Consider the following 20,964-nt stretch of genomic DNA (forward strand, 5'->3'; position numbering starts at 1 on the left):
GTTTTCTGTATTTTTCTAAGGATATTGATGTCTTCTATCGACGAAACACTATACGAGGCGTTGTGTACGGTCCATGACCCAGAACTTCGTCGCCCGATTACCGAGCTTGGGATGGTCGAGAAGGCGTACTTTGAGCAGGGCGTTGCTCATATTCACGTTTTATTGACGATTGAGGGTTGTCCGCTTAAGACAACGATTGAGCATGATATTACGCAGGCGTTATCTGGTGTCGAGGGTGTCCAGCAGGTTCAGGTTCATATTGGGTATATGAACCCTCAACAACGGCAAAAGTTACGGAGTACGTTGGGGCATAAGTCTAAGAATCCGTTTAGTGCTGAGGATTCTTTGACTCGTGTCTATGCGGTGGTCTCAGGTAAGGGTGGTGTGGGAAAGTCGTCGATGACGGCTAACCTTGCGGCATCTTTTGCAGCTGATGGGCTATCGGTGGGGGTCGTTGATGCTGATGTTCATGGTTTCTCTATTCCCGGTCTTTTTGGTATTGAACAAGCTCCGACACGTTTTGAAGATATGATTCTTCCGCCGGTGGTCTCTGTTCCAGAGAATGTTTCGGGGCAGGGCTCTGGCTGTGTCAAAGTCATTTCTATGGGCATGTTTGTTGCTGGTAATAAGCCGGTGGCGTGGCGTGGTCCGATGCTTCATCGTGCTTTAGAGCAGTTTTTGACTGATGTTCATTTTGGCGCTATTGATATTCTTCTTCTTGATTTACCGCCGGGTACGGGTGACATTGCTATTTCGATGGCTCAGCTTTTACCGACAGCAGAGTTGGTGTTGATTTCTACTCCGCAAAGTGCTGCCGTTGATGTTGCAGAGCGTGCTGGCACGATGAGTGTTCAAACTCAGCAGAAGGTTGCTGGTGTTATTGAAAATATGGCAGCGATGCGTATGCCGGATGGGTCGATGCTTGATATTTTTGGTGCAGGAGGCGGTGTGAAGCTTTCTGAGCGTCTTTCTGCGACATTAGGGTATGATGTTCCGCTTCTTGGTTCTGTGCCTTTAGATGTCTCTCTACGGACGGGAGGGGACGTCGGTGTGCCTCTGGTCTGGGCTGATACGAGCTCAGAAACGGCTCAATCTATTAACCGTATTGCTCGTCAACTATCGCATCGTGCGCGGAATTTGAATGGTAAACCGTTACCGTTCAACGTCTAAGGAGGTTCTTCTCTAAGAATAGTAAGGTTTTCGCCAGCGATGATGGGTTTTTGCCTAGCTAGAGGATAAGAGCGAATACAGTATTGAGAGAAGGTATCGGTTTAAGTAGCTTCAATATCGAAAGGTGCGTATGCGCCTTGAGGTAAACGCTGAATATTTTGTGCTGGTGGCTTGTTCTCAGCTTCTCGTTCTGCTGCCAGACGTGCGCGTTCTTCATCGTCTTCAGCGAGAGCTTCACGCACGATAGTTCGCGGATCGTATTGGCGTGGATCATATTGTTTCCAGTCAAAGTCGCCTAGCGGGTTATCCCCCATGACTTCTTTGAGGTCATCTTTTGCCTCAAACGCCATGGCGCGAACCCATTTAACGCCTTCTTTGAGTTTTTGGGCGTACTCAGGCATGCGTTCTGGCCCGATGACCACGAACACCAGGATTACAAGGACGATAAATTCCATTCCGTTAATACCGAACACAATATGGAAGATTACCAGTTAATTCGGAAGAAAACCGTCAAGCGTCGCATAGTTCATCATCTTTGCCCAGAAAAATATGAGCGATACGCTCTACTGTTGAGCACGGTGAGGCAGAACAGTTCAAGAGCTGTTATTTTTGTCAAAAGTGTTCGGGCGACAAAACTGCCGTGAAAACCGAAGAAGTTTTCACGGCAGTACGGCGTTATATGGTGCTTTTATGAAGTGCTGGGTTGGTCAAAATCTTTGAGACAGTTCTTGAGGTCTTCAATTTCTTGTTCTGATACTTCAAGTACGAGTCGACCGCCTCCTTCAAGAGGTATTTTAACAATAATGCTCCGGTTTTCTTTGAGAATCTCTAAAGGTCCGTCACCGGTGCGTGGTTTCTGGGCAGCCATCTTTTTACTCCTTAATAATGAGTCCCATGGTCATGGTTCAAACTCATGTGACAGCAACCATAATAAACTAGCTGAGGTTTATTGTCTCGTTATGTTGCTCAGTTATCGTAGTATTCCTCAGCGTTCATAACTTTTAAGGTGGATAGTCTCCCCCACCAGGTAGCTCTTTCCAATGCCAGAGCCAGCCAACCCACACACTTTGAAAGATAGCTGAAGCGAGGATCCAAAGAACTCTATATGCTCGTGAACCACTCAACCCGATAAAGACCAAAACTACGGGGAATAACGGCAAGAGAAGCCGGAATGTGGAACTTTGTGGGTATAGGAACAGCAGAAGATATATCAGGTAGCTATAACACCAGAGGTTAAGCACCGGATGTAATACACGACGAGCATATCGCGAGGCCATCAGAAAAATAAAGCCGAGAATGCTCATGATGAGCACAGGAACACCCGCTAACCCAAAATATTCTTGGCTTTGAGCAATCCACGGCTGAAATAGGACAAGATGGCTCTGCCGCCATGCAGTTTCTGTTGCGGTATATGCGTCGATTCTTCCGGTATAAGCCCATGCAATAAGAGGCCAAGAGATAGCAGCCGCACATATGCTGATTGCGCTAACACCTTGTCCGAGATGTTTTATAAGAACTCCACGTAACGTACTGACGGTGGAATGTGCTTGTGGTGTTTGGTGATAGCTACGGTACATGCAGATAAGCCACCATATTCCCGCTAAAGCCCCTAATGGTACCCCTACTGGGCGAGAAAAAGCGGCGAGGATTCCAGCTATTGCCCCTAGTGCCCATCGTTGGGTCATTATGAGGTAGAGAGTCAGCCCAAGAAACACCATATTTAGCGCTTCAGCATAAGGCACTTGAAGGATAGGTGCTACTGGCGCCCACGCAAAAGCAGCGGTAGCCCATAACGCTAAATGGTGTGGAGACTCTACAGCACGACTAGAATCGTTATTCAGGTGTAGGCGATGCTGTCTGCACCAGCTGATAGAACGGTTAAAGAGGAGATATACCACAAGGCAGGCAATAAATCCCGATACGGTAGCTAGCGCTATAGCTGTTGGATAGTATGCGCTACCAGTAAGTTCTTGGATGAATTTTACGCTCATCGGGTAGAGTGGATAGAACGCCCAAGTATTTTGGGTCACCGTGCCTTCGCTATTCGTGGGTAGTGTATGAGGGTACCCGTCGAGGGCTATTCGTTCGTACCAGCCAGAGTCCCAGATACTGATAAATTCGAGATAGGACATTGGCCCTATTTTCCATGGAGTGTATTGATCTTGCGCGCCGACGACGCTAAAAATAACCCAGCCCCAAAGACGGCTTAGCGCAAAAATACTTAGGACTTGGGCGCCCCAATGCAGGTGCTGCCAATAAGTGAAGAATCTGTAGCATAGAAGATACAGATATGCGCTAAAAGCCTGTAGATAGGTGTTCATTCGATGAGTGAGCTGATGCATAGCGAGGTGAAGTCCCTCATTTTTCGTACATGATGTTGCAGTGTTTAACGTTAGAAAATTCTCGGCATATAGCGCTAATTATTGGCTGGAGGAGGCTTCTTTCTCAGCCAATGCGTCTCGCAATGCGAGATTATCATGTTCTGTTTTAATAAGTGCGGTGATTAATTCTTCACGAGAGAACTCTTGATATTCAGCAAAAGTTTTTGAAGGTTCATCGACTTGCGCAGAGGGATGCTGATAAAAATCAATTCCATCTTCTCCCATGTGAACTAGGGTTTTACGAAGAGGATAGAGTCGGTCACTACCAAGCACTGCAACACCCATCATGGTCACAGCAAGAACAAGAAAAGTGACTCCGACTAGAAGATAATTCATCGTTTTCCTCTCGTTTTTCTCCCCCATTGAGAAAAAAATTTATGTGTTTTACTCTAAGCTATCTTAAGCGCGCTTCTCATGATGAGACAGACCGCTCTAAGCTTGTATTCCGTGACTGTTTTCAGTCTCACGATTTTTGGCTTAATAAAACTCTGCCGTAACCGATAAGCGTCATCTGTAACATGCAAGTTACATAAGCCCGTGTACGGTAGAACTGTATATTTCAGGTGTCTGCATTCTCAACGACTATTCCCTCTTTATCACATAGGGACTTTTCTCTGCAGACATATCTACTTTCGTCAGGAGGAACCTAGTGAACGATTCGCTTGTTCAGCTCACATCGGTCAATAAGCACTATGGCGATTTGCACGTTCTCAAAAATATCAATCTTGAGGTGGGCAAAGGAGAGGTCATTATTCTGCTAGGACCCTCTGGTTCTGGTAAATCTACGCTATGCCGTACCATCAACCGTCTTGAAACTATCGATTCCGGTGAAATTCGTATCGACGGAAAGCTCCTTCCCGAAGAAGGCAAAGAACTCGCAAAGCTACGTGCAGAAGTAGGAATGGTTTTCCAGTCCTTTAACCTTTTTGCACACAAAACAATCCTCGAAAACGTCACTCTTGGTCCACGTAAAGTTCGTGGCATGAGCAAAGCAGATGCAGATAAATTAGCCATGGAATTACTCACCAAAGTGGGTGTTGAGTCCCAAGCTCATAAGATTCCAGCTCAGCTCTCTGGCGGGCAACAGCAGCGTGTTGCTATTGCCCGTGCTCTAGCAATGCAACCTAAGGTGATGCTCTTTGACGAACCAACTAGTGCACTCGACCCAGAAATGGTTAACGAAGTTCTCGACACCATGGTATCCCTTGCACGTGAAGGTATGACCATGATTGTTGTAACTCACGAAATGGGATTTGCACGTAAAGCAGCAGACCGTATCGTCTTCCTTGCAGATGGAGAAATTCTCGAGCAAGCAACCCCAGACGAGTTCTTCACCAACCCCAAGTCTGAGCGTGCAAAAGATTTCCTTTCCAAAATTCTCAACCACTAATTAGGAGGTAGTATGAGCGTCATTCACCGCCTCAAAAGTAACGCCGTGAAGACTCTTGCTCTTGCAGCAAGTGCTACTCTCGTTCTTTCTGGATGTGCAGCAAACTCATCAGAAGGCGATAAGCTACGCATCGGCATCAAATACGACCAGCCTGGACTAGGCTACCAAGATGGCAAAAACTACACCGGCTTCGATACCGATGTAGCTCGCTACGTAGCGCAAGAACTTGGTTACCCAGAAGACCGTATCGAGTGGGTTGAGTCGCCCTCAGCAAACCGCGAAAATATGCTGACTAACGGTCAGGTAGACATGATTTTTGCGACCTACTCCATCTCAAAATCTCGCCTTAAAACTATCGACTTTGCAGGCCCTTACTTTGTTGCAGGTCAAGATCTTCTCGTTCAAGCAGATAACAACGACATTAAAGGTCCTGATTCTCTCAACGGAAAGAACCTATGTTCTGTAACAGGTTCAACTTCGGCAAAGAAAATTCAAGACAAATTTGCCTCAAGCGTTCAGCTTGTTCAACAAGGCTCCTACTCAGACTGCGTTGTGGCGCTCAACGCAGGAATGGTTGATGCGGTAACCACCGATGACATCATTCTTGCTGGACTCGGCTCCACTAAAGCAAATAAAGGACACCTCAAACTCGTCGGCAACACTTTCACCGACGAACGCTATGGAGTGGGCCTGCCCAAAGGCAGCGATAAGTGCGAAGCCATTAATAAAGCTATTAACAAAATGGTAGAAACTGGCGAATGGGAAAAGGCACTGGCTAAGAACGTCGGTGACTCAGGTTTCGTCTATAACAAGGAGCTTAATCCTCCTCACCTTGGCACATCATGCGCCACATCCTAACCATTCATTCTTAGATTTACGGAGACTAACGTGACTTTTAGCGAACAGCTCTCCACGCTCTTTAGCACCTATGATGTGCTTGGTGCGTTTTGGGTTAATATACAGCTCACTTTTTGGGCAGCTATTGGATCATTTGTTATCGGCTCCATTCTCGCTCTCATGAGAATTTCGCCGGTACCTTCACTCCAACTAGCAGGAACAGCGTATGTTCATATCTTCAGAAATACGCCGTTGACTATTCTGATGACCCTCGCTATTTTGGGCGTGTGGACACAGTTCCAGCTACAGCTGGTTTCAGATTTTCAGATGAACTTCTTCCTCTACGCAGTAATCGTCTTGGCGCTATACCATGCGGCTTTTGTGTGTGAAGCCATCCGTTCTGGCGTCAATACCGTTCCTATCGGACAGGCAGAAGCGGCACGAGCCATTGGGTTAGGATTCTTCCCCGCTGCTCGTCATATCATTTTCCCTCAGGCGTTACGCGGTTCCATCACTCCTTTGGGCAACACGTTGATTGCGCTTGCAAAGAACTCTACAGTGGCAACAGTTGCTTCAGTAGCAGAGGCATCGGGCATGATGAAATCCATGATTGAATTCAACTCAGACATGATTTTTGTGATTTTCATGGTCTTTGCAGCAGGATTCGTCATCATCGTTGTTCCCATCGGTTTATTGACCACATGGTCCTCACGTAAATTGGCGGTGAAACGATGAAAACTCAGCAAACGACTTCGGTCCTCTTTGATACTCCAGGCCCTCGCGGTCGAGCGCTCACACGAGCTTTCAACATCATTGCAATTATCGCGTTGCTTGCGTTCTTCGGTTATGTTCTTATGGTCATGAACCGTCAAGGGCAGCTTGAAGCCGAAAAGTGGACAGAACTTTTCACCTATCGTGCGTGGGAATCATATTTTATCCCCGGCATTATCTCAACCCTTAAAGCGGCCTTTATCGCTGTAATTACCTCAGTGATTTTTGGAATGATTTTTGGGTATATGCGTCTGGCTCAAAACGCTTTTGTACGTGCTATCGGCACAGTAGTTGTTGAGTTCTTCCGAGCAGTTCCCGTACTCATCATGATGATTTTCTTCTGGCTCTTCTTGGGACGCTTCTCCGTGTTCTCTCCCTCAGAGCTTCCCTTTATTGCGGTAGTTCTCGGATTGACACTGTATAACGGTTCAGTCATCGCTGAATTACTTCGTTCAGGCGTCAAACAGCTCCCTAAAGGCCAAGGAGAAGCCGGCGTAGCAATTGGTTTGACTCCTGGTCAGGTTCTTCGCAATATCTTGATGCCTCAGGCAATGCTCACGATGATGCCTTCATTGCTTTCACAGTTTGTGGTCATTCTCAAAGATACTGCCTTAGGTTATATCATCTCTTACCCAGAGCTTCTTGCCGCAGCACGTCGATTTGGTTCGGGTGAAGGCAATATTCTCCAGAGCCTACTCTTAGCAGCGGTACTCTTTATCATCATCAACTTTGCTTTGACGATGTTTGCAAGCTGGCTATCTGGTTTCTTGAGCTCACGTTCGTCCTCAGGTATTAAGAAATCTGATGGTGTTCCAGGTGAGGTTGATAATCCGAACCCCGATACCATTCAGATGTTTAAGATGCCTAAAGCCTAGAAGTTTTTTAGCTTCTTATGCATAAAGCTTTGGTGTTATCGACGATCACTTCGCCGACAACACCAAAGCTTTTTCTATGCCCAAAGAGAAGAAGCTATTTCTGTGATAGCCACTCTTTGAGGCTCGTAAAGCAATGATAGATTTCTTCAACGTCAACATGTTCATCATCAGTATGAGCAAGTAAGGCATCTCCGGGCCCAAAGTTCACTGCAGGAATACCCATCTGAGAAAAACGAGCAACGTCGGTCCAACCGTATTTAGGTTTAGGTTCTTCTCCAACGGCAGCTATCAGTTCTTGCGCCAGAGGAGCGTCAAGTCCTGGGCGGGCAGCTGCAGATTGGTCAACAAAGTCAAGTTCGTATCCGGCAAAGACCTCGCGCATATGAGTGGTAGCTTCTTCAAGAGTGTGTTTTGGTGAGAAACGATAATTGATGTGCACTGAGCATCGGTCAGGAATGACGTTACCGGCTACTCCCCCAGAAATTTGGACAGCATTGAGCCCTTCTCGATAAGCTAGCCCCTCAACTTCGTGAGTTTGAGCTTCATAGGAGCATAGGCGGGTCAGCACATCATTCATTGCATGAATTGCGTTTTTTCCGACCCATGACCGCCCAGAATGTGCGGCGACACCTTGGCAATGAATCCAAAAACGCATGGTTCCGTTACAACCACCTTCAATAGTTCCATGGGTGGGTTCAAGAAGAACTGCGAAATCTGCGTCGTTGAGAAGATGAGGGTGATGACGCATTAACCGTGCTAAACCGGATAGTTCACTGGCAACTTCTTCATGGTCATAAAAAACATAGGTGATATCGTATTGGGCGTGTTGTAGGGCTGCCGCTAAAGCCAGTTGTACGGCAACACCTGATTTCATGTCGGTAGCGCCCCGACCATAAAGTTTTTTCACACCGTTCTCTTCGCACCATTGGGAGGGTACTGTTCCTCTAGAATTTGGGGTCTGAGGCAGTGGAACAGTATCAAGGTGACCGGCAAGAATAACTCGCTGTTTCTTTCCCCATTGGGTGCGAGCAATGATAGAGTCACCGTCACGAGTGACCGATAAATACTCGAGCGAGCGCAAGGAGGTTTCAACGGCGTCGGCGAGTTCGTGCTCATGGCTAGAAACTGAAAAAATATCGATAATTTGAGCACTTAGTTCTGCCACGTCACCGGAAATATTGAGGACGTTGCTCTTTGTGTTGTGTTCGGTTCGGTTATCTTCGTTCATAGGTTTTATCTTACTCAGCTGTAGATCTTTGACGTTGTTCTCTATGAGCTTTTCTCAGTCGGTGATACTGGCTTTAACGTACCGCTAGAACAAACTACACTAGAGGGTATGAGTGATAATAATGTACGTTTAGCTTCTGGAATTGGTATCGCAACAGTTGTTTGTCAGGGTGCAAACGCTGGAACTGTCCTTGATACGTGGTTTCCTCGTCCGACGTTGGGAGAGACTCCTGTTGATCTTCGGTCAGAATTAGAACCGTTGGTTAGCTCTGATGAGTCTCGTAATGTGCGCACCGAGATTGTTTCTGTACGTATTGATATAGATCAAGCACCGGCTGATGCTTCTGACGCTTATCTTCGGTTACATTTGCTATCGCATACGTTGGTAGCCCCTAATGACATTAATCTTGATGGTCTATTTGGGCAGTTAGCTAATGTGGCGTGGACGAACTTTGGTCCGGTGCTTGCCAGTGAAATTCAAGATCTTCAGATTGGTCTTCGTGCTCGTGGGAATCTTGTGATTTCTCACGTGGATAAGTTCCCTCGCATGATTGATTATGTTGTTCCGGCAGGTGTCCGTATTGGTGATGCGGATAGAGTACGTCTTGGCGCTCATCTATCTGAAGGTACTACGGTGATGCACGAGGGATTCGTCAATTTCAACGCTGGCACCTTAGGTGTTTCGATGGTAGAGGGACGCATCTCTCAAGGTGTCGTTGTTGGCGATGGTTCTGACATTGGCGGGGGTGCTTCTACGATGGGTACTCTCTCTGGTGGTGGCACCGAACGTGTCAGCATTGGTGAGCGTTCTTTGCTTGGTGCTGAGGCAGGTGTCGGTATCGCTCTTGGCGATGATTGTGTCGTTGAAGCTGGTTTATACGTAACAGCTGGTTCTCGGGTGACCTTATTGCAGCCCGGTCAAGATCCTGTGACGGTGAAGGCTGCCGAATTATCTGGTGTTTCTAATATTTTGTTCCGCCGAAATTCAGTTTCTGGTGCGATTGAGGTATTACCTCGTGCGAATAATACGGTTCAGCTTAATGCGGACTTACATTCAAACTAATCATGAGCTGATATAAGGCGTAGTATTTATCTGATACTACGCCTTAGGTGGTGCTTGGGGTGTTTCGTCCTTTGTTGTGGCTACAGATGTAGTACAAAGTCTTCTAGAGTTTCTGAGAATAAAATTGCAGAAAAACAGTAGAGTTAAAAGAAGAGTTTGGTCTTGATCGGATTCGTTGACTGTTGTTGAAGACTTCTATTGAGGGAGAAAAATGAAAATTCTAGTTACTGGCGGTGCCGGATACATTGGCTCACACACTGTTTTAGAGTTGTTAAATGCTGGTCATGAGGTTGTTGTGATGGATAACCTTGCGAATTCTTCTGAGGAGTCTTTACGTAGAGTCAGTGAACTCAGCGGTAAAGAGGTTGCCTTCCATCAGGTTGATTTGCTTGATATGCCGGCGATGAAGAAACTCTTTGCGGAGCAAAAGCCTGAAGCTGTCATTCATTTTGCAGGGCTTAAAGCTGTGGGTGAGTCTGCTGAGAAACCGTTGTGGTATTACCAAACGAATGTGGCGGGTACTCTGAATCTTCTCTACGCAATGGAAGAATCTGGCTGCCGTTCTATCGTATTTTCTTCTTCTGCTACGGTGTATGGTGAACCGGAAGAGATGCCTCTAACCGAAAAAATTAATATGGACGCCCAGTCTTGTTATGGTCGCACTAAAGAACATATTGAAGATATGCTCCGTGATTTAGGTGCTTCTGATGAGTCTTGGAATATTGCTCTTTTGCGCTATTTTAATCCTGTCGGTGCGCATGAGTCTGGCAAAATCGGTGAGGACCCTTCCGGCATCCCCAATAATCTGGTGCCGTTTATTGCGCAAGTTGCGGTGGGCCGTCGTGAATTCTTAAATGTTTTCGGTAATGACTACCCCACGGTCGATGGTACCGGCGTTCGAGATTATATCCACGTTGTTGATTTGGCTGACGGCCATTTGAAGGCTCTTGACTACATCACTACTCATGGCGGGGTACGCACCTGGAATTTAGGCACTGGTAATGGTTATTCGGTACTTGAAGTTCTTCACGCCTTTGAGAAAGCCTGTGGCAAGGAGCTCCCCTATCGTATAGTTGCACGTCGTCCGGGCGATGTGGCAGTGTCTTTTGCTGATCCATCGTCTGCTCTTGCTGATTTGGGTTGGTCTGCTCGTCGTGATATTGACACGATGGTACGTGACCACTGGAACTGGCAGAAGAATAATCCTCAAGGTTATGGGCAATAATACGAGATTATAAGACCCGTTATATCTGCTTCCGTTAAGAGGTTGGGGGTCGATAGCGTTGATGCTATCGACCCCCAACCTTTTATCTCTTGATACGAATACGGAACGGCTAGTCCCGTTTAGGAGTGGTTCTCTTGGCTTCCGGGGTAGTGCCGTAGTGGTTCTCCAACGTACACTTGACGTGGGCGCCCGATTCTAATTTCGGGGTCGTGGATGAGTTCACGCCATTGGGCAATCCAGCCTGGCATACGGCCAAGGGCGAAGAGAACGGTAAACATTTCTTCGGGGAATCCCATGGCCTTGTAGATAAGTCCGGTGTAGAAGTCTACGTTGGGGTAGAGTTTCCGTTCGATAAAGTAGTCATCAGCTAGTGCTTTTTCTTCTAGTTTTCGGGCGATGTCGAGCAGTTCGTCGTTGCCACCTAGTTTATTGAGCACTTCGTCAGCAGTTTTTTTGATGATGCGAGCACGCGGATCGTAGTTCTTGTAGACTCGGTGGCCGAATCCCATGAGGCGTACGCCGTCTTCTTTACGTTTGACTTTTTCCATGAAGGCTTCGGGGCTGATACCTTCTGATTGGATGCTACGTAGCATGTTCAATACGGCTTCGTTTGCGCCTCCGTGCAGTGGCCCGTGGAGTGCGTTGATACCAGCGGAGATGGAGGCGAAAATATTGGCTTGTGCTGATCCGACCATGCGCACGGTAGATGTTGAACAGTTTTGTTCGTGATCTGCGTGCAATAAGAGCAAGGTGTCTAGGGCTTTAGCCTTAACGGGGTCTACTTCGTAGTCTTCGGTGGGGAACCCAAAGCACATCCTCAAGAAGTTTTCAGCGTAGTTGAGGTTGTTCTGTGGGTACATGAAGGGTTCGCCTTTAGATTTTTTATAGGCGTACGCTGCAAGTGTTGGGACTTTAGAGAGAAGTCGGAATGTTGATATTTCTACGTGACGTTTGTCGAAGGGGTCTAGGGAATCTGCGTAGAAGGTGGACATCGTTGAGACGGAGGAGGCGAGCACTGCCATCGGGTGTGCGTCGCGTGGGAATCCGGCGTAGAACATTTTGAAGTCTTCGTGTACCATCGTGTGGCGGCGAACCATGGTGTCAAAGTCTTCGTATTCTTTGACGGTGGGTAGTTCACCGTAGATGAGCAGATACGCTACTTCTAAGAAGCTGGCATTTTCGGCGAGTTCTTCGATGGGGTATCCACGGTATCGTAGGATACCGGCGTCACCGTCGATGTAGGTGATGGCTGATTTTGTGGTTGCGGTGTTCATAAATCCGGGGTCGTAGGAGACTTGTCCGGTGTTTTTCATCAGCCCTGCGATGTCAAATGCGCCGTTGCCTTCGGTAGGGGTGACGTAGCTTAGCTCCTGTGCGGTGTCGTTATAGTGCAACACAGCGGTATGGTTTTCAGACATTCTTTCCTCCGTGTATCGAGAAATGTGGTGTCTCGGTAGCAGCTGTATATTGTGGGAAGCTGTGTATGCCATGGTGGTGGCTTTTCTACCGAGAGCACTAAAAGTAATCTCTATTACACCCTACAGGTAAGAATGTTATAAGTCACATTCATGTGGGCTTGTTGCGTATTTTTCTAGTCAAAATGACATTTATCGACGCAGACGCTCTACCGCATGGTTAATGTCCTCATCACTTCCGGTCAAAGCAATACGCACGTATCCTTCCCCTGCAGAACCATAGAAGACGCCTGGTCCTACGAGGATACCTAAACGAGCAAAACGTTCGACAGTAGTCCACGTATCTTCGCCAGCACTACCCCATAGATAAAGACCCGCTTCAGATTCTTCGACTTGAATACCGAAATGTTGCACAGCGGGTAGAAGTAGCTCGCGACGAGCACGATACAAGTCTTTTTGTACTTGGACGTGTTGCTCATCGTTTAGCGCTGCAATCATTGCAGATTGCACCGGTGCAGGAACAATCATTCCGGCATGTTTACGAGAGTTAACGAGATTGAGAATGAGCTGCTCATCACCGGCAACAAAAGCGGCTCGATAACCAGCCATATTAGATTGTTTAGACAACGAATAGACGCTCAGCACGTTCTCAAAACTTCCTTGAGTGACGCAAGGGTCGAGCAACGAGGGAACAGAAGTTCCGCCCCGCTGAGCATCCCATTGACCCCAACCAAGTTCGGCGTAGCATTCATCTGATGCAACGATTGCACCGAGCTCACGTGCTTGTTCAACTAATGTTCGCATCTGCTCGAGAGACGTTACTGCACCGGTAGGGTTTGACGGTGAGTTAACCCAGATGAGCTTGACTCGAGAACGAGTGCCCTCATCGAGTTCTTCTAGAATGTCTGCAGCAATGTGTTGAGCTCCTGCTAGTTGTGCTCCGATGTCGTAGGTTGGGTACGCGATACGCGGGCGTACAACAACATCTTGTGCACTTAGACCCAGAAGAAATGGCAACCATGCAATCAGTTCTTTTGAGCCTACTGTTGGCATAATTTGTTGGGGGTTCAGCCCTGTTACTGAACGACGACGTTCATACCAGCAAGCGATAGATTCTCGAAGTTGCACAGTGCCGTGTGTGGTGGGGTATCCGTGTGCATCCGACATATTCGCCAATGCTTCTCGTACAACAGAGGGTGTGCTGTCGATGGGTGTGCCGATTGAGAGGTTGACAAGAGGACCTTGATATTGTTCTGCAATTTCTCGGTAGGGTGCGAGTTGTTCCCAGGGGTATTCTGGCAGGTTAAGACCGAATGTAGGCATGAACTTTTCCTCAGTAGATGGGTCGGTAATTGGGGTGTTCTCATATCTTATCGTTGTAGGAGGCTCTGCTTAAAAGATATTTCATATCAAGAAATCTTTGTGGTCAAGAAAAAAGAGCTTCTATGCGCTAGTGGTTGCGCATAGAAGCTCTTGATAAGAATTATTTTAGTCTTGGTTTTGTGGCGGGAGTCCAGCAATCCACGCGACATCGCTGCCGGTTGGTCCTAGACGTGCAGCCCCACCAGGAGAGCCGAGTTCGTCGAAGAAGTCTGCGTTGGCAGCGGTGTATTCTGACCATTCTTCAGGGACGTCGTCTTCGTAGTAGATTGCTTCTACGGGGCATACGGGCTCGCACGCGCCACAGTCTACACATTCGTCGGGATGAATGTATAGCGTACGCTCTCCCTCGTAGATGCAGTCTACGGGGCACTCTTCAACACATGCGCGATCTTTGACATCGACGCAAGGCTGGGCGATAACGTAAGTCATGCAATAGCCTTTCTGAGCCGGTACGGCGGATTCTTAGAAGCACCTTGTAGTGCAAAACCTCTACCTATGGTAGTCCGATTGAGTCGAAACTGAAGACTTTAGTGGTGGAACTGACATAGTTTTTACCACCGAGTTATTTTCTTTATCAAATAACTTAGCTTAGCCTTAGCTTAGTTTCAGCTGGAAAAATTATGACAAAGAACGTGCCACACGCTGAGCGATAAGAGCAGCACCCAAAGCACCAAAAGTCCATATCACACCAGCAATTCCCACCGGAACTTGGGGGTTCAAGAGCACCAATAACGAGCCTTCTTTACCGAAAGCAAAAAGACCAATGAGTATAAAAGCTACAATGCCAACCAAGGCTCCGCCCCATGAAGCCCCAGACCGCAACGCACTCCATAAACTCGCACAAAACACCATCACAATAGCTACACAACTCCCCCACGGCACAAACCATGAAGCATTCGGCGCATACCAGATGGAAGCATGATACATCGTCCCCATAAATCCAGTAATAACACCTAAAGCGATTGCCGTGATGACGGAGTTCAATGCTGTCGGATACACATCGACGTTTTGACGATCCTCATCTGAAAACGAACGCGAATTAACCTTAGTTTGTTTCATCTTTTCTTCTCCTATGATGAGGAAGACAGCTCTACTGTTGAAGCAGACCACACGAGCCGATACGTTTCTCGAGCAGATATTTTTTGAGTCACCAAATTAGAGAACTGATAGCTATCTTCAGCGGTAATAATCACCTGAGTACGATGAGCTACCATAGCCTCACGTTTACGCACAAGAGACCCCTCAATCACAGCCTGTATTCGGTTATCCTCAGAAGAATAGTCTCCTTCCAACCCCCACAATAGGCAAGGAGCATCGGGAGTGTCCTCAAGATTCTTGACAGCTTCCAAGCTCACTTCATGAGTTCTCACATGATCGGGGTGACCGTACCCTCCCCCAGCATCATATGTCACGACAACATGCGGTCGATAATGTTTAATCACACGCATTAGAGCCTGAACTTGAACATCTAAAGAAGTTTTCGTCAAGCAGTTAGAAGAAGCCTGCGGGTTTGCTTCAGGGCGACCGTTAGCACCCCATACCATTCCAGAGTCGTAGAAGACTGATGGCGTATCTTTTCCAGCAGAAACACCTTCACCTAAAAAGAGGTGCTCATGAACGCCCAGAGACTGTATTGCCTCACGCAATTCACCAGAACGATACTCTCCCAGAGCCTGACCGCCATCAGTGCACTGTTGCTGCCCAACTTCAAGATGTTTAAGCTCACTCGGGATTACTTCGCCTAATTCACCGCGAGTCATCGTCACTAAGTCTACTTGAGCACCAGAATCTGCTAAAAACCCCATTGTTGCACCAGTAGAGGTAGATTCATCATCAGGGTGAGCATGAACAAAAAGGACACGCGCTTCATGCACCTCTAGCCCCTCAGGCAGTAAAGAAAATACAGCGTCTTCGCGGACTGTGTCGCCTTGTTCTGGATAATACGGTGTGGAGTCTTGCTCTTGAGATAGCATACGTTCGACCCTCCTACAGTAGTAATTCTAGCGTGTACAGGTATAGTGTGAAGGGGCTACCATCACTGATGGTAACCCCTTCACTGACAAGGTGTTAAACTTCAATCCCGCAGGCGAAGCTCTACCCAAATACTGTGTTAATTAGTCGCGGTGACGACGACGATATTCACGAATACGTTCGTTGGAATCAAGAATCACCTTACGAATACGAATAGCTTCAGGAGTAACTTCCACACACTCATCTTCACGTGCCCATTCAAGAGATTCTTCGAGGGTGAGCTTCTTAGGCGGAGTCATATTCTCGAAGTTATCAGCAGTAGAAGAACGCATGTTCGTTAGCTTCTTCTCCTTAGTGATGTTCACTTCCATATCGTCGGCACGTGAGTTTTCACCGATAATCATGCCTTCATAGACTTCGGAGGTTGGCTCAACAAAAATCGTGCCTCGTTCTTGAAGGTTGATAATGGCATAAGGTGTTACAACACCAGCACGGTCAGAAATCATCGAACCGTTAGTACGGTATTCGATGTCTCCAGCCCAAGGCTCATATCCAGTTGAGTAGGAGGAAGAAATGCCTGCACCACGAGTTTCAGTCAAGAACTGGGTACGGAAACCGATCAAGCCACGAGCTGGCACAGAGAATTCCATACGAACCCAGCCGGTGCCGTTATTCGCCATGTTCTCCATACGGCCTTTACGTGCTGCCATCAGCTGAGTTACGGCACCAAGGAACTCTTCTGGAACGTCAATAATCATGTGTTCCATAGGTTCATGCAATTTACCGTCAATGGTCTTGGTAACAACCTGAGGTTTACCAACAGTCAGTTCGAAACCTTCGCGACGCATCTGTTCCACCAAAATAGCAAGCGCGAGTTCGCCACGTCCTTGAACTTCCCATGCGTCAGGACGCTGAGTAGGAAGAACCTTCAAAGAAACGTTACCGATAAGCTCTTTATCAAGACGGTCTTTAACCTGACGCGCGGTGACTTTAGCACCTTTGACTTTACCAGCAAGAGGAGAGGTGTTAATACCGATAGTCATCGAGATTGCTGGGTCGTCAACAGTGATGAGCGGGAGCGCTTTAGGGTTATCAGGGTCGGTGAGGGTTTCACCGATGGTGATGTCTTCGATACCTGCAACTGCCACAATTTCGCCAGGGCCAGCTTCTTCAGCAGGTACGCGGTCAAGCGCTTTAGTAACCAAGAGTTCAGAGATACGAACGTTCTTGAGTTGGCCATCTTGACGTGCCCAGGCAACGGTCTGTCCTTTTTTGATGCGACCGTTGAAGATACGCAACAACGCTAGACGTCCCAAGAAGGGTGATGAGTCGAGGTTGGTAACGTGCGCTTGAAGAACCTCTGTGGGGTCATAGGTTGGCGCTGGAACGTGGTTGATGATGGTTTCGAAGAGAGGCTCGAGGTCATCGTTATCAGGAAGAGCGCCGTCTGCTGGCTGGTTCATCGACGCTGCACCAGCTTTACCGGAAGCGTAGACGATAGGCACATCCAGCAAGGAGTCTGCGTCGAGGTCGGGAACCTCATCAGCGAGGTCGGAGGCAAGACCAAGGAGTAAGTCCATGGATTCGGAAACGACTTCGTCGATACGCGCGTCGGGGCGGTCTACTTTGTTGACCACAAGAATAACAGGTAGTTTTGCCGCTAGTGCTTTACGTAGCACGAAGCGGGTCTGAGGAAGAGGCCCTTCAGAGGCGTCAACCAATAGGACAACACCATCGACCATGGAGAGTCCGCGTTCGACTTCACCACCGAAGTCAGCGTGGCCGGGGGTGTCAATAACGTTAATGGTAATTTTTTCGCCCTGTGCAGAAGGGCCATCATAGAACACGGTGGTGTTCTTTGCCAAAATGGTGATGCCTTTTTCCTTTTCGAGGTCACCAGAGTCCATCACTCGGTCTTCAACGTCAGCGTGTGCAGAGAATGCGTTGGTCTGCTTCAGCATTGCATCAACGATAGTAGTTTTGCCGTGGTCAACGTGCGCCACAATTGCTACGTTGCGCAGGTCGCTGCGCGAAGCGGTGTTTTCAGACATGCGTATAAGTCTCGCTTAAATCTAGGGAATAAAAGATGCCCACTCAAGAACAATTTATTTGGTAGTACCCACACAAAAAATGAGCACCCTGTAAAGAGGGCTTAGTGACATCATACCTGTCTTCATACTCAGATACCCTCTACGGTGATAAAACTCCCTAAAAGATTTAGCTCATAGTTTTGTTTAAAGTCGCAGGGCGGGTACCCATAAGTTTTTCTTATGGGTACCCGCCCTGGTTTTAGGTGAGCGCTCTATGTAGAGTTCTACGTGTTATTTTTTACGTGAGCTCCATGGCATTTTTCGAGAAGTTTTAGCAGAGCGGTCTGCTTCTACTTCTTCGGCACTTACCATGCGAAGAGCCTGTGTATCAGTGATTTTCTTGATAGCTGCAGTATTTGCTTCGACTTGCATCGTCACATCATCAACGACTGAGGCGACAGCTTCTTCCACGGCTTCTTCCACCGCAGCTTCAACCTTCGCGTCAACCGCTTGGCCAACAGCTTGGTCCAGAGCCTGATCGACCGCATTTTCGATGGCTTGTTCCATGTGGGCTTCGACGTGTGCTTCAACTTGCGCTTCGACGCCTTCAGCAACCATCTCATCCACGGTTTCGCCGATACGTTCGTGTAGTTCTGCGGCAATTTCTTCTCGAGCATTACGACGCTGAGCACGAACGAAGAGTCGGTGCTCATAGCTCAATGCTTTATAGAGCGAGATACACATCATGATAATCACGACGGAGAATGGTAAGGCCGTCAAAATCGCGATGGTTTGAATTGCCGTGAGGGAGTCTGGCCCGCCCACAAGAATCAAGACGATTGCGGTAGCAGCTGCTACGACAACCCAGAACACGCGAATCCAAGTCTTGGGTTCAGGTGAACCGTTGGTTGAGAGCATGCCCAGAACGAGCGCACCAGAGTCAGCTGATGTCACAAAGAAAATCGTAATCAGCAGAACTGCGCCAACAGTAAGGGCAGTACCAGCTGGAAGGTTTTCGAACATCTTAAATAGTGCGTTTTGAGCAGAGACACTTCCGTCTGCTTCAAGAAGGGTCTTGTTTTCGAAGAGCTCTTGATGCAGTGCAGTTCCACCAAGTACGGAGAACCAGAAGAAGGAGGTGAGCGCTGGAACGATCAGAACGCCCATCACAAATTCGCGAACGGAACGTCCTTTAGAAACGCGTGCGATGAACATACCAACGAAAGGTGACCATGAAATCCACCAGCCCCAGTAGAAGGTGGTCCATGCAGCTTGGAATTTCTCGCCCTCATCGCCGTATAGTGCGAGGGTATCGAAGGTCATGGAGACCATATTTTGGAGGTAGTTACCGATGGAGCCAACAAATTCTCGGAGTAAGAAGATGGTTGGTCCAACGACAAGAACGAAAATGCAGACGATAGCTGCAAGCATGAGGTTTCCGTTAGAGAGGAGCTTCATGCCTTTTTCGAGTCCGGTCACAACAGAGAAGAGGGTAATGCCCATAAGAACGATGATGATGCCCACAAGCCATAGCTCGTTATCTGCAGGAATGTTGAGGTAGCCAAGTCCAGCAGCAATCTGCATCACGCCAAGGCCGAGGGATGTTGCGACACCGAAGAGTGTTCCCACGAGTGCAACGATGTCGATGACGTCACCCCATCCGCCTTTGACTCGATCACCGAGTAGCGGTTTGAGGGAGTATCGGATAGATAGCGGCAATTTGAGACGGTGTGCAGAGTATGCAATCGCCAAACCTACGATGACATAGATAGCCCAAGGGTGGAAGCCCCAGTGCAGGAAGGACTGGCTCATTGCGGCTTGTGCTACTTGTTGTTCATTGCCACTCACGCCGGGGCGTGGGGTGACGTAGTGCATGAGAGGTTCTGTTGCACCGTAGAACACCAGACCGATACCCATGCCTGCAGCGAAGAGGAATGCAAACCAGGTGGTAAAGGAATATTCGGGTTCGTCATCGTCGTTTCCGAGTTTGACGTCGCCCATGCGGGAGAACCCGAGGTAGAGCGCAAAGATGACGAAGAATGCGATGATTGCGACGTAGTACCAGCCGAAGTAGTTAATAACGTCGCTTTGTAGTGCGTTAAAAATTCCTTTAGCTTTTTGGGGGAAGAGGAGTGTGAACCCGATAAAAACCGCCATAATAACGGCAGCGGGCCAGAATACTTTACCGGAGAGGTTTCCGGCGCGCATATTGGCGCGGGTTTCTTGACTTACGTCTGCTTTGCGTAAGTCTGGAGCCCCCTCAGGTAGTGAAGTTTCAGTCTTAGCCATATGTGTTATTGCCTTATATCTCTGGTTACGAACTGTGTATGTTTTCGTTAATAAAAAACCCTGTATGGACAGGGCTAGCTCGTCCAGCATATCGAAAATATGAATTAATATCTACTAAATCATCAGATTACTTATAATTTATTAAGTAGGCTCACTATCTATTAGAAAACACCTCGGAAAATATGTCCCCTATCACTAAATGAGTTTTTCTTCCTTGAGAACTAGGCAGAGCACCCACAAGAGAGGAAAATAAGAATTATGACTAACAACATCGTAAATCCCACTCAAACCACAGCATGGGAAGCCCTCACACGTCACCATCAAGAACTCACACCAAACCTCCGCGGGTGGTTTAAACAGGACCCACAGCGAGCAGAAAAACTCAGCTTCACAGTGGCAGACCTTCACGTAGACCTCTCCAAAAACCTCATCAACGAGCAGACCCTCGAACTGCTCACTCAGCTAGCTCAGCAAGTACAGCTAGAACAACGCCGCGACGCAATGTTCGCTGGCGAACACATCAACGTCACCGAAGACCGCGCCGTCTTGCACACCGCTCTACGCCGCCCACAAGGAGCAACACCAGAACTGGTTGTTGACGAACAAAATATTGACCAAGACGTACACGACGTCCTCGCTAAGGTCTATGCATTTGCTGAACGCGTTCGTTCAGGCGAATGGGTTGGCGTCACCGGAAAACGCATTAAAACCATCGTCAATATCGGTATCGGCGGATCAGACCTTGGCCCCGTCATGGTCTATGAAGCGCTCAAATCCTATGCACAACAAGGTCTAGAAGCACGCTTCATCTCAAACATTGACCCCACCGACGCAGCAGAGACCGTCAGCGACCTCGACCCCGAAACCACTCTATTCATCGTCGCTTCCAAAACTTTTGGCACCCTCGAAACCCGAATCTCTAAACTATAGTGCACAG

General features: G+C 47.9%; 19 protein-coding genes and 1 pseudogene. 8 read left to right on the forward strand and 12 right to left on the reverse strand.

Going from position 1 to position 20,964, the window contains the following annotated elements:
- Positions 1-27: 27 nt before the first annotated feature.
- Positions 28-1,170 carry an Mrp/NBP35 family ATP-binding protein gene (locus tag ACN08Z_RS05540; protein WP_419103581.1) on the forward strand — a complete coding sequence of 381 codons (1,143 nt, stop codon included), beginning with the start codon at positions 28-30 and terminating at the stop codon, positions 1,168-1,170.
- 101 nt (positions 1,171-1,271) lie between these two features.
- Here ACN08Z_RS05540 and ACN08Z_RS05545 read toward each other — a convergent pair whose 3' ends face one another.
- The 4 genes from ACN08Z_RS05545 to ACN08Z_RS05560 all read right to left on the reverse strand — a co-directional run bounded on the left by ACN08Z_RS05545 (position 1,272) and on the right by ACN08Z_RS05560 (position 3,887).
- Positions 1,272-1,643, reverse strand: coding sequence for a Sec-independent protein translocase TatB (locus tag ACN08Z_RS05545; protein WP_419103582.1), 372 nt, complete (start codon positions 1,641-1,643; stop codon positions 1,272-1,274).
- A 215-nt stretch (positions 1,644-1,858) separates the two neighbouring features.
- On the reverse strand, positions 1,859-2,038 hold the full coding sequence (locus ACN08Z_RS05550; RefSeq protein ID WP_419103583.1) for a DUF3117 domain-containing protein: 180 nt from the start codon (positions 2,036-2,038) through the stop codon (positions 1,859-1,861).
- A 133-nt stretch (positions 2,039-2,171) separates the two neighbouring features.
- Positions 2,172-3,512 carry a hypothetical protein gene (locus ACN08Z_RS05555; protein WP_419103584.1) on the reverse strand — a complete coding sequence of 447 codons (1,341 nt, stop codon included), beginning with the start codon at positions 3,510-3,512 and terminating at the stop codon, positions 2,172-2,174.
- 78 nt (positions 3,513-3,590) lie between these two features.
- Complete coding sequence (locus ACN08Z_RS05560) at positions 3,591-3,887, reverse strand: hypothetical protein (protein ID WP_419103585.1); 297 nt, start codon at positions 3,885-3,887, stop codon at positions 3,591-3,593.
- Between the two features lie 313 nt (positions 3,888-4,200).
- Here ACN08Z_RS05560 and ACN08Z_RS05565 point away from each other — a divergent pair, with 313 nt between their 5' ends.
- The 4 genes from ACN08Z_RS05565 to ACN08Z_RS05580 are packed head-to-tail and all read left to right on the forward strand — an operon-like array spanning position 4,201 to position 7,424.
- Positions 4,201-4,941 (forward strand): amino acid ABC transporter ATP-binding protein, encoded by a 741-nt coding sequence (locus ACN08Z_RS05565; protein ID WP_419101590.1) that lies wholly within the window; start codon positions 4,201-4,203, stop codon positions 4,939-4,941.
- A 12-nt stretch (positions 4,942-4,953) separates the two neighbouring features.
- Positions 4,954-5,799, forward strand: a complete 846-nt coding sequence (locus ACN08Z_RS05570; protein ID WP_419103586.1) for a glutamate ABC transporter substrate-binding protein — start codon at positions 4,954-4,956, stop codon at positions 5,797-5,799.
- Between the two features lie 30 nt (positions 5,800-5,829).
- Positions 5,830-6,513, forward strand: a complete 684-nt coding sequence (locus ACN08Z_RS05575) for an amino acid ABC transporter permease (protein ID WP_419101592.1) — start codon at positions 5,830-5,832, stop codon at positions 6,511-6,513.
- Positions 6,510-7,424: an amino acid ABC transporter permease gene (locus tag ACN08Z_RS05580; protein ID WP_419103587.1), complete on the forward strand. Its 915-nt coding sequence runs from the start codon at positions 6,510-6,512 to the stop codon at positions 7,422-7,424. The genes ACN08Z_RS05575 and ACN08Z_RS05580 overlap by 4 nt, the downstream gene beginning before the upstream one ends.
- Before the next feature lie 94 nt (positions 7,425-7,518).
- Here ACN08Z_RS05580 and dapE read toward each other — a convergent pair whose 3' ends face one another.
- Positions 7,519-8,652, reverse strand: coding sequence for a succinyl-diaminopimelate desuccinylase (gene dapE, locus ACN08Z_RS05585; RefSeq protein ID WP_419103588.1), 1,134 nt, complete (start codon positions 8,650-8,652; stop codon positions 7,519-7,521).
- Between the two features lie 108 nt (positions 8,653-8,760).
- Between dapE and dapD the strand changes: the two genes are divergently transcribed.
- Together dapD and galE are read left to right on the forward strand one after the other, a co-directional pair.
- Positions 8,761-9,714 carry a 2,3,4,5-tetrahydropyridine-2,6-dicarboxylate N-succinyltransferase gene (gene dapD / locus ACN08Z_RS05590; RefSeq protein ID WP_419103589.1) on the forward strand — a complete coding sequence of 318 codons (954 nt, stop codon included), beginning with the start codon at positions 8,761-8,763 and terminating at the stop codon, positions 9,712-9,714.
- Between the two features lie 211 nt (positions 9,715-9,925).
- Complete coding sequence (gene galE, locus ACN08Z_RS05595; RefSeq protein ID WP_419103590.1) at positions 9,926-10,939, forward strand: UDP-glucose 4-epimerase GalE; 1,014 nt, start codon at positions 9,926-9,928, stop codon at positions 10,937-10,939.
- Between the two features lie 119 nt (positions 10,940-11,058).
- Here galE and ACN08Z_RS05600 read toward each other — a convergent pair whose 3' ends face one another.
- From ACN08Z_RS05600 to ACN08Z_RS05630, 7 genes are all read right to left on the reverse strand, one after another.
- The gene (locus ACN08Z_RS05600; protein ID WP_419103591.1) at positions 11,059-12,357 is read right to left on the reverse strand and encodes a citrate synthase; all 1,299 of its coding nucleotides are present in this window, start codon (positions 12,355-12,357) and stop codon (positions 11,059-11,061) included.
- 189 nt (positions 12,358-12,546) lie between these two features.
- Positions 12,547-13,677 carry a succinyldiaminopimelate transaminase gene (gene dapC / locus ACN08Z_RS05605; protein ID WP_419103592.1) on the reverse strand — a complete coding sequence of 377 codons (1,131 nt, stop codon included), beginning with the start codon at positions 13,675-13,677 and terminating at the stop codon, positions 12,547-12,549.
- 165 nt (positions 13,678-13,842) lie between these two features.
- Entirely contained in the window at positions 13,843-14,166 is a 324-nt protein-coding gene (gene fdxA / locus ACN08Z_RS05610; protein ID WP_419101599.1) for a ferredoxin, read from the reverse strand.
- Between the two features lie 189 nt (positions 14,167-14,355).
- Positions 14,356-14,796, reverse strand: a complete 441-nt coding sequence (locus tag ACN08Z_RS05615) for a hypothetical protein (protein WP_419103593.1) — start codon at positions 14,794-14,796, stop codon at positions 14,356-14,358.
- 11 nt (positions 14,797-14,807) lie between these two features.
- Positions 14,808-15,710, reverse strand: a complete 903-nt coding sequence (locus ACN08Z_RS05620; RefSeq protein ID WP_419103594.1) for a PIG-L family deacetylase — start codon at positions 15,708-15,710, stop codon at positions 14,808-14,810.
- A 141-nt stretch (positions 15,711-15,851) separates the two neighbouring features.
- Positions 15,852-17,759, reverse strand: a complete 1,908-nt coding sequence (gene typA / locus ACN08Z_RS05625) for a translational GTPase TypA (protein WP_419103595.1) — start codon at positions 17,757-17,759, stop codon at positions 15,852-15,854.
- A gap of 270 nt (positions 17,760-18,029) precedes the next feature.
- The gene (locus ACN08Z_RS05630; protein ID WP_419103596.1) at positions 18,030-20,027 is read right to left on the reverse strand and encodes a BCCT family transporter; all 1,998 of its coding nucleotides are present in this window, start codon (positions 20,025-20,027) and stop codon (positions 18,030-18,032) included.
- 258 nt (positions 20,028-20,285) lie between these two features.
- Between ACN08Z_RS05630 and ACN08Z_RS05635 the strand changes: the two are divergent.
- A pseudogene (locus ACN08Z_RS05635) lies at positions 20,286-20,939 on the forward strand (glucose-6-phosphate isomerase); the annotation flags it as partial.
- Positions 20,940-20,964: the final 25 nt, after the last annotated feature.

It is taken from the genome of Rothia sp. P7181 (genome assembly GCF_048513015.1).
GTDB lineage: Bacteria > Actinomycetota > Actinomycetes > Actinomycetales > Micrococcaceae > Rothia.

What these genes read in the sequence shown, in the direction of transcription:
- ACN08Z_RS05540 (WP_419103581.1), top strand. Translation starts at nt 28, where the DNA reads ATGTCTTCTATCGACGAAACACTATACGAGGCGTTGTGTACGGTCCAT.
- ACN08Z_RS05550 (WP_419103583.1), bottom strand. Translation starts at nt 2,038, where the DNA reads ATGGCTGCCCAGAAACCACGCACCGGTGACGGACCTTTAGAGATTCTC.
- ACN08Z_RS05555 (WP_419103584.1), bottom strand. Translation starts at nt 3,512, where the DNA reads ATGCATCAGCTCACTCATCGAATGAACACCTATCTACAGGCTTTTAGC.
- ACN08Z_RS05560 (WP_419103585.1), bottom strand. Translation starts at nt 3,887, where the DNA reads ATGAATTATCTTCTAGTCGGAGTCACTTTTCTTGTTCTTGCTGTGACC.
- ACN08Z_RS05570 (WP_419103586.1), top strand. Translation starts at nt 4,954, where the DNA reads ATGAGCGTCATTCACCGCCTCAAAAGTAACGCCGTGAAGACTCTTGCT.
- ACN08Z_RS05580 (WP_419103587.1), top strand. Translation starts at nt 6,510, where the DNA reads ATGAAAACTCAGCAAACGACTTCGGTCCTCTTTGATACTCCAGGCCCT.
- dapE (WP_419103588.1), bottom strand. Translation starts at nt 8,652, where the DNA reads ATGAACGAAGATAACCGAACCGAACACAACACAAAGAGCAACGTCCTC.
- dapD (WP_419103589.1), top strand. Translation starts at nt 8,761, where the DNA reads ATGAGTGATAATAATGTACGTTTAGCTTCTGGAATTGGTATCGCAACA.
- galE (WP_419103590.1), top strand. Translation starts at nt 9,926, where the DNA reads ATGAAAATTCTAGTTACTGGCGGTGCCGGATACATTGGCTCACACACT.
- ACN08Z_RS05600 (WP_419103591.1), bottom strand. Translation starts at nt 12,357, where the DNA reads ATGTCTGAAAACCATACCGCTGTGTTGCACTATAACGACACCGCACAG.
- dapC (WP_419103592.1), bottom strand. Translation starts at nt 13,677, where the DNA reads ATGCCTACATTCGGTCTTAACCTGCCAGAATACCCCTGGGAACAACTC.
- fdxA (WP_419101599.1), bottom strand. Translation starts at nt 14,166, where the DNA reads ATGACTTACGTTATCGCCCAGCCTTGCGTCGATGTCAAAGATCGCGCA.
- ACN08Z_RS05615 (WP_419103593.1), bottom strand. Translation starts at nt 14,796, where the DNA reads ATGAAACAAACTAAGGTTAATTCGCGTTCGTTTTCAGATGAGGATCGT.
- ACN08Z_RS05620 (WP_419103594.1), bottom strand. Translation starts at nt 15,710, where the DNA reads ATGCTATCTCAAGAGCAAGACTCCACACCGTATTATCCAGAACAAGGC.
- typA (WP_419103595.1), bottom strand. Translation starts at nt 17,759, where the DNA reads ATGTCTGAAAACACCGCTTCGCGCAGCGACCTGCGCAACGTAGCAATT.
- ACN08Z_RS05630 (WP_419103596.1), bottom strand. Translation starts at nt 20,027, where the DNA reads ATGGCTAAGACTGAAACTTCACTACCTGAGGGGGCTCCAGACTTACGC.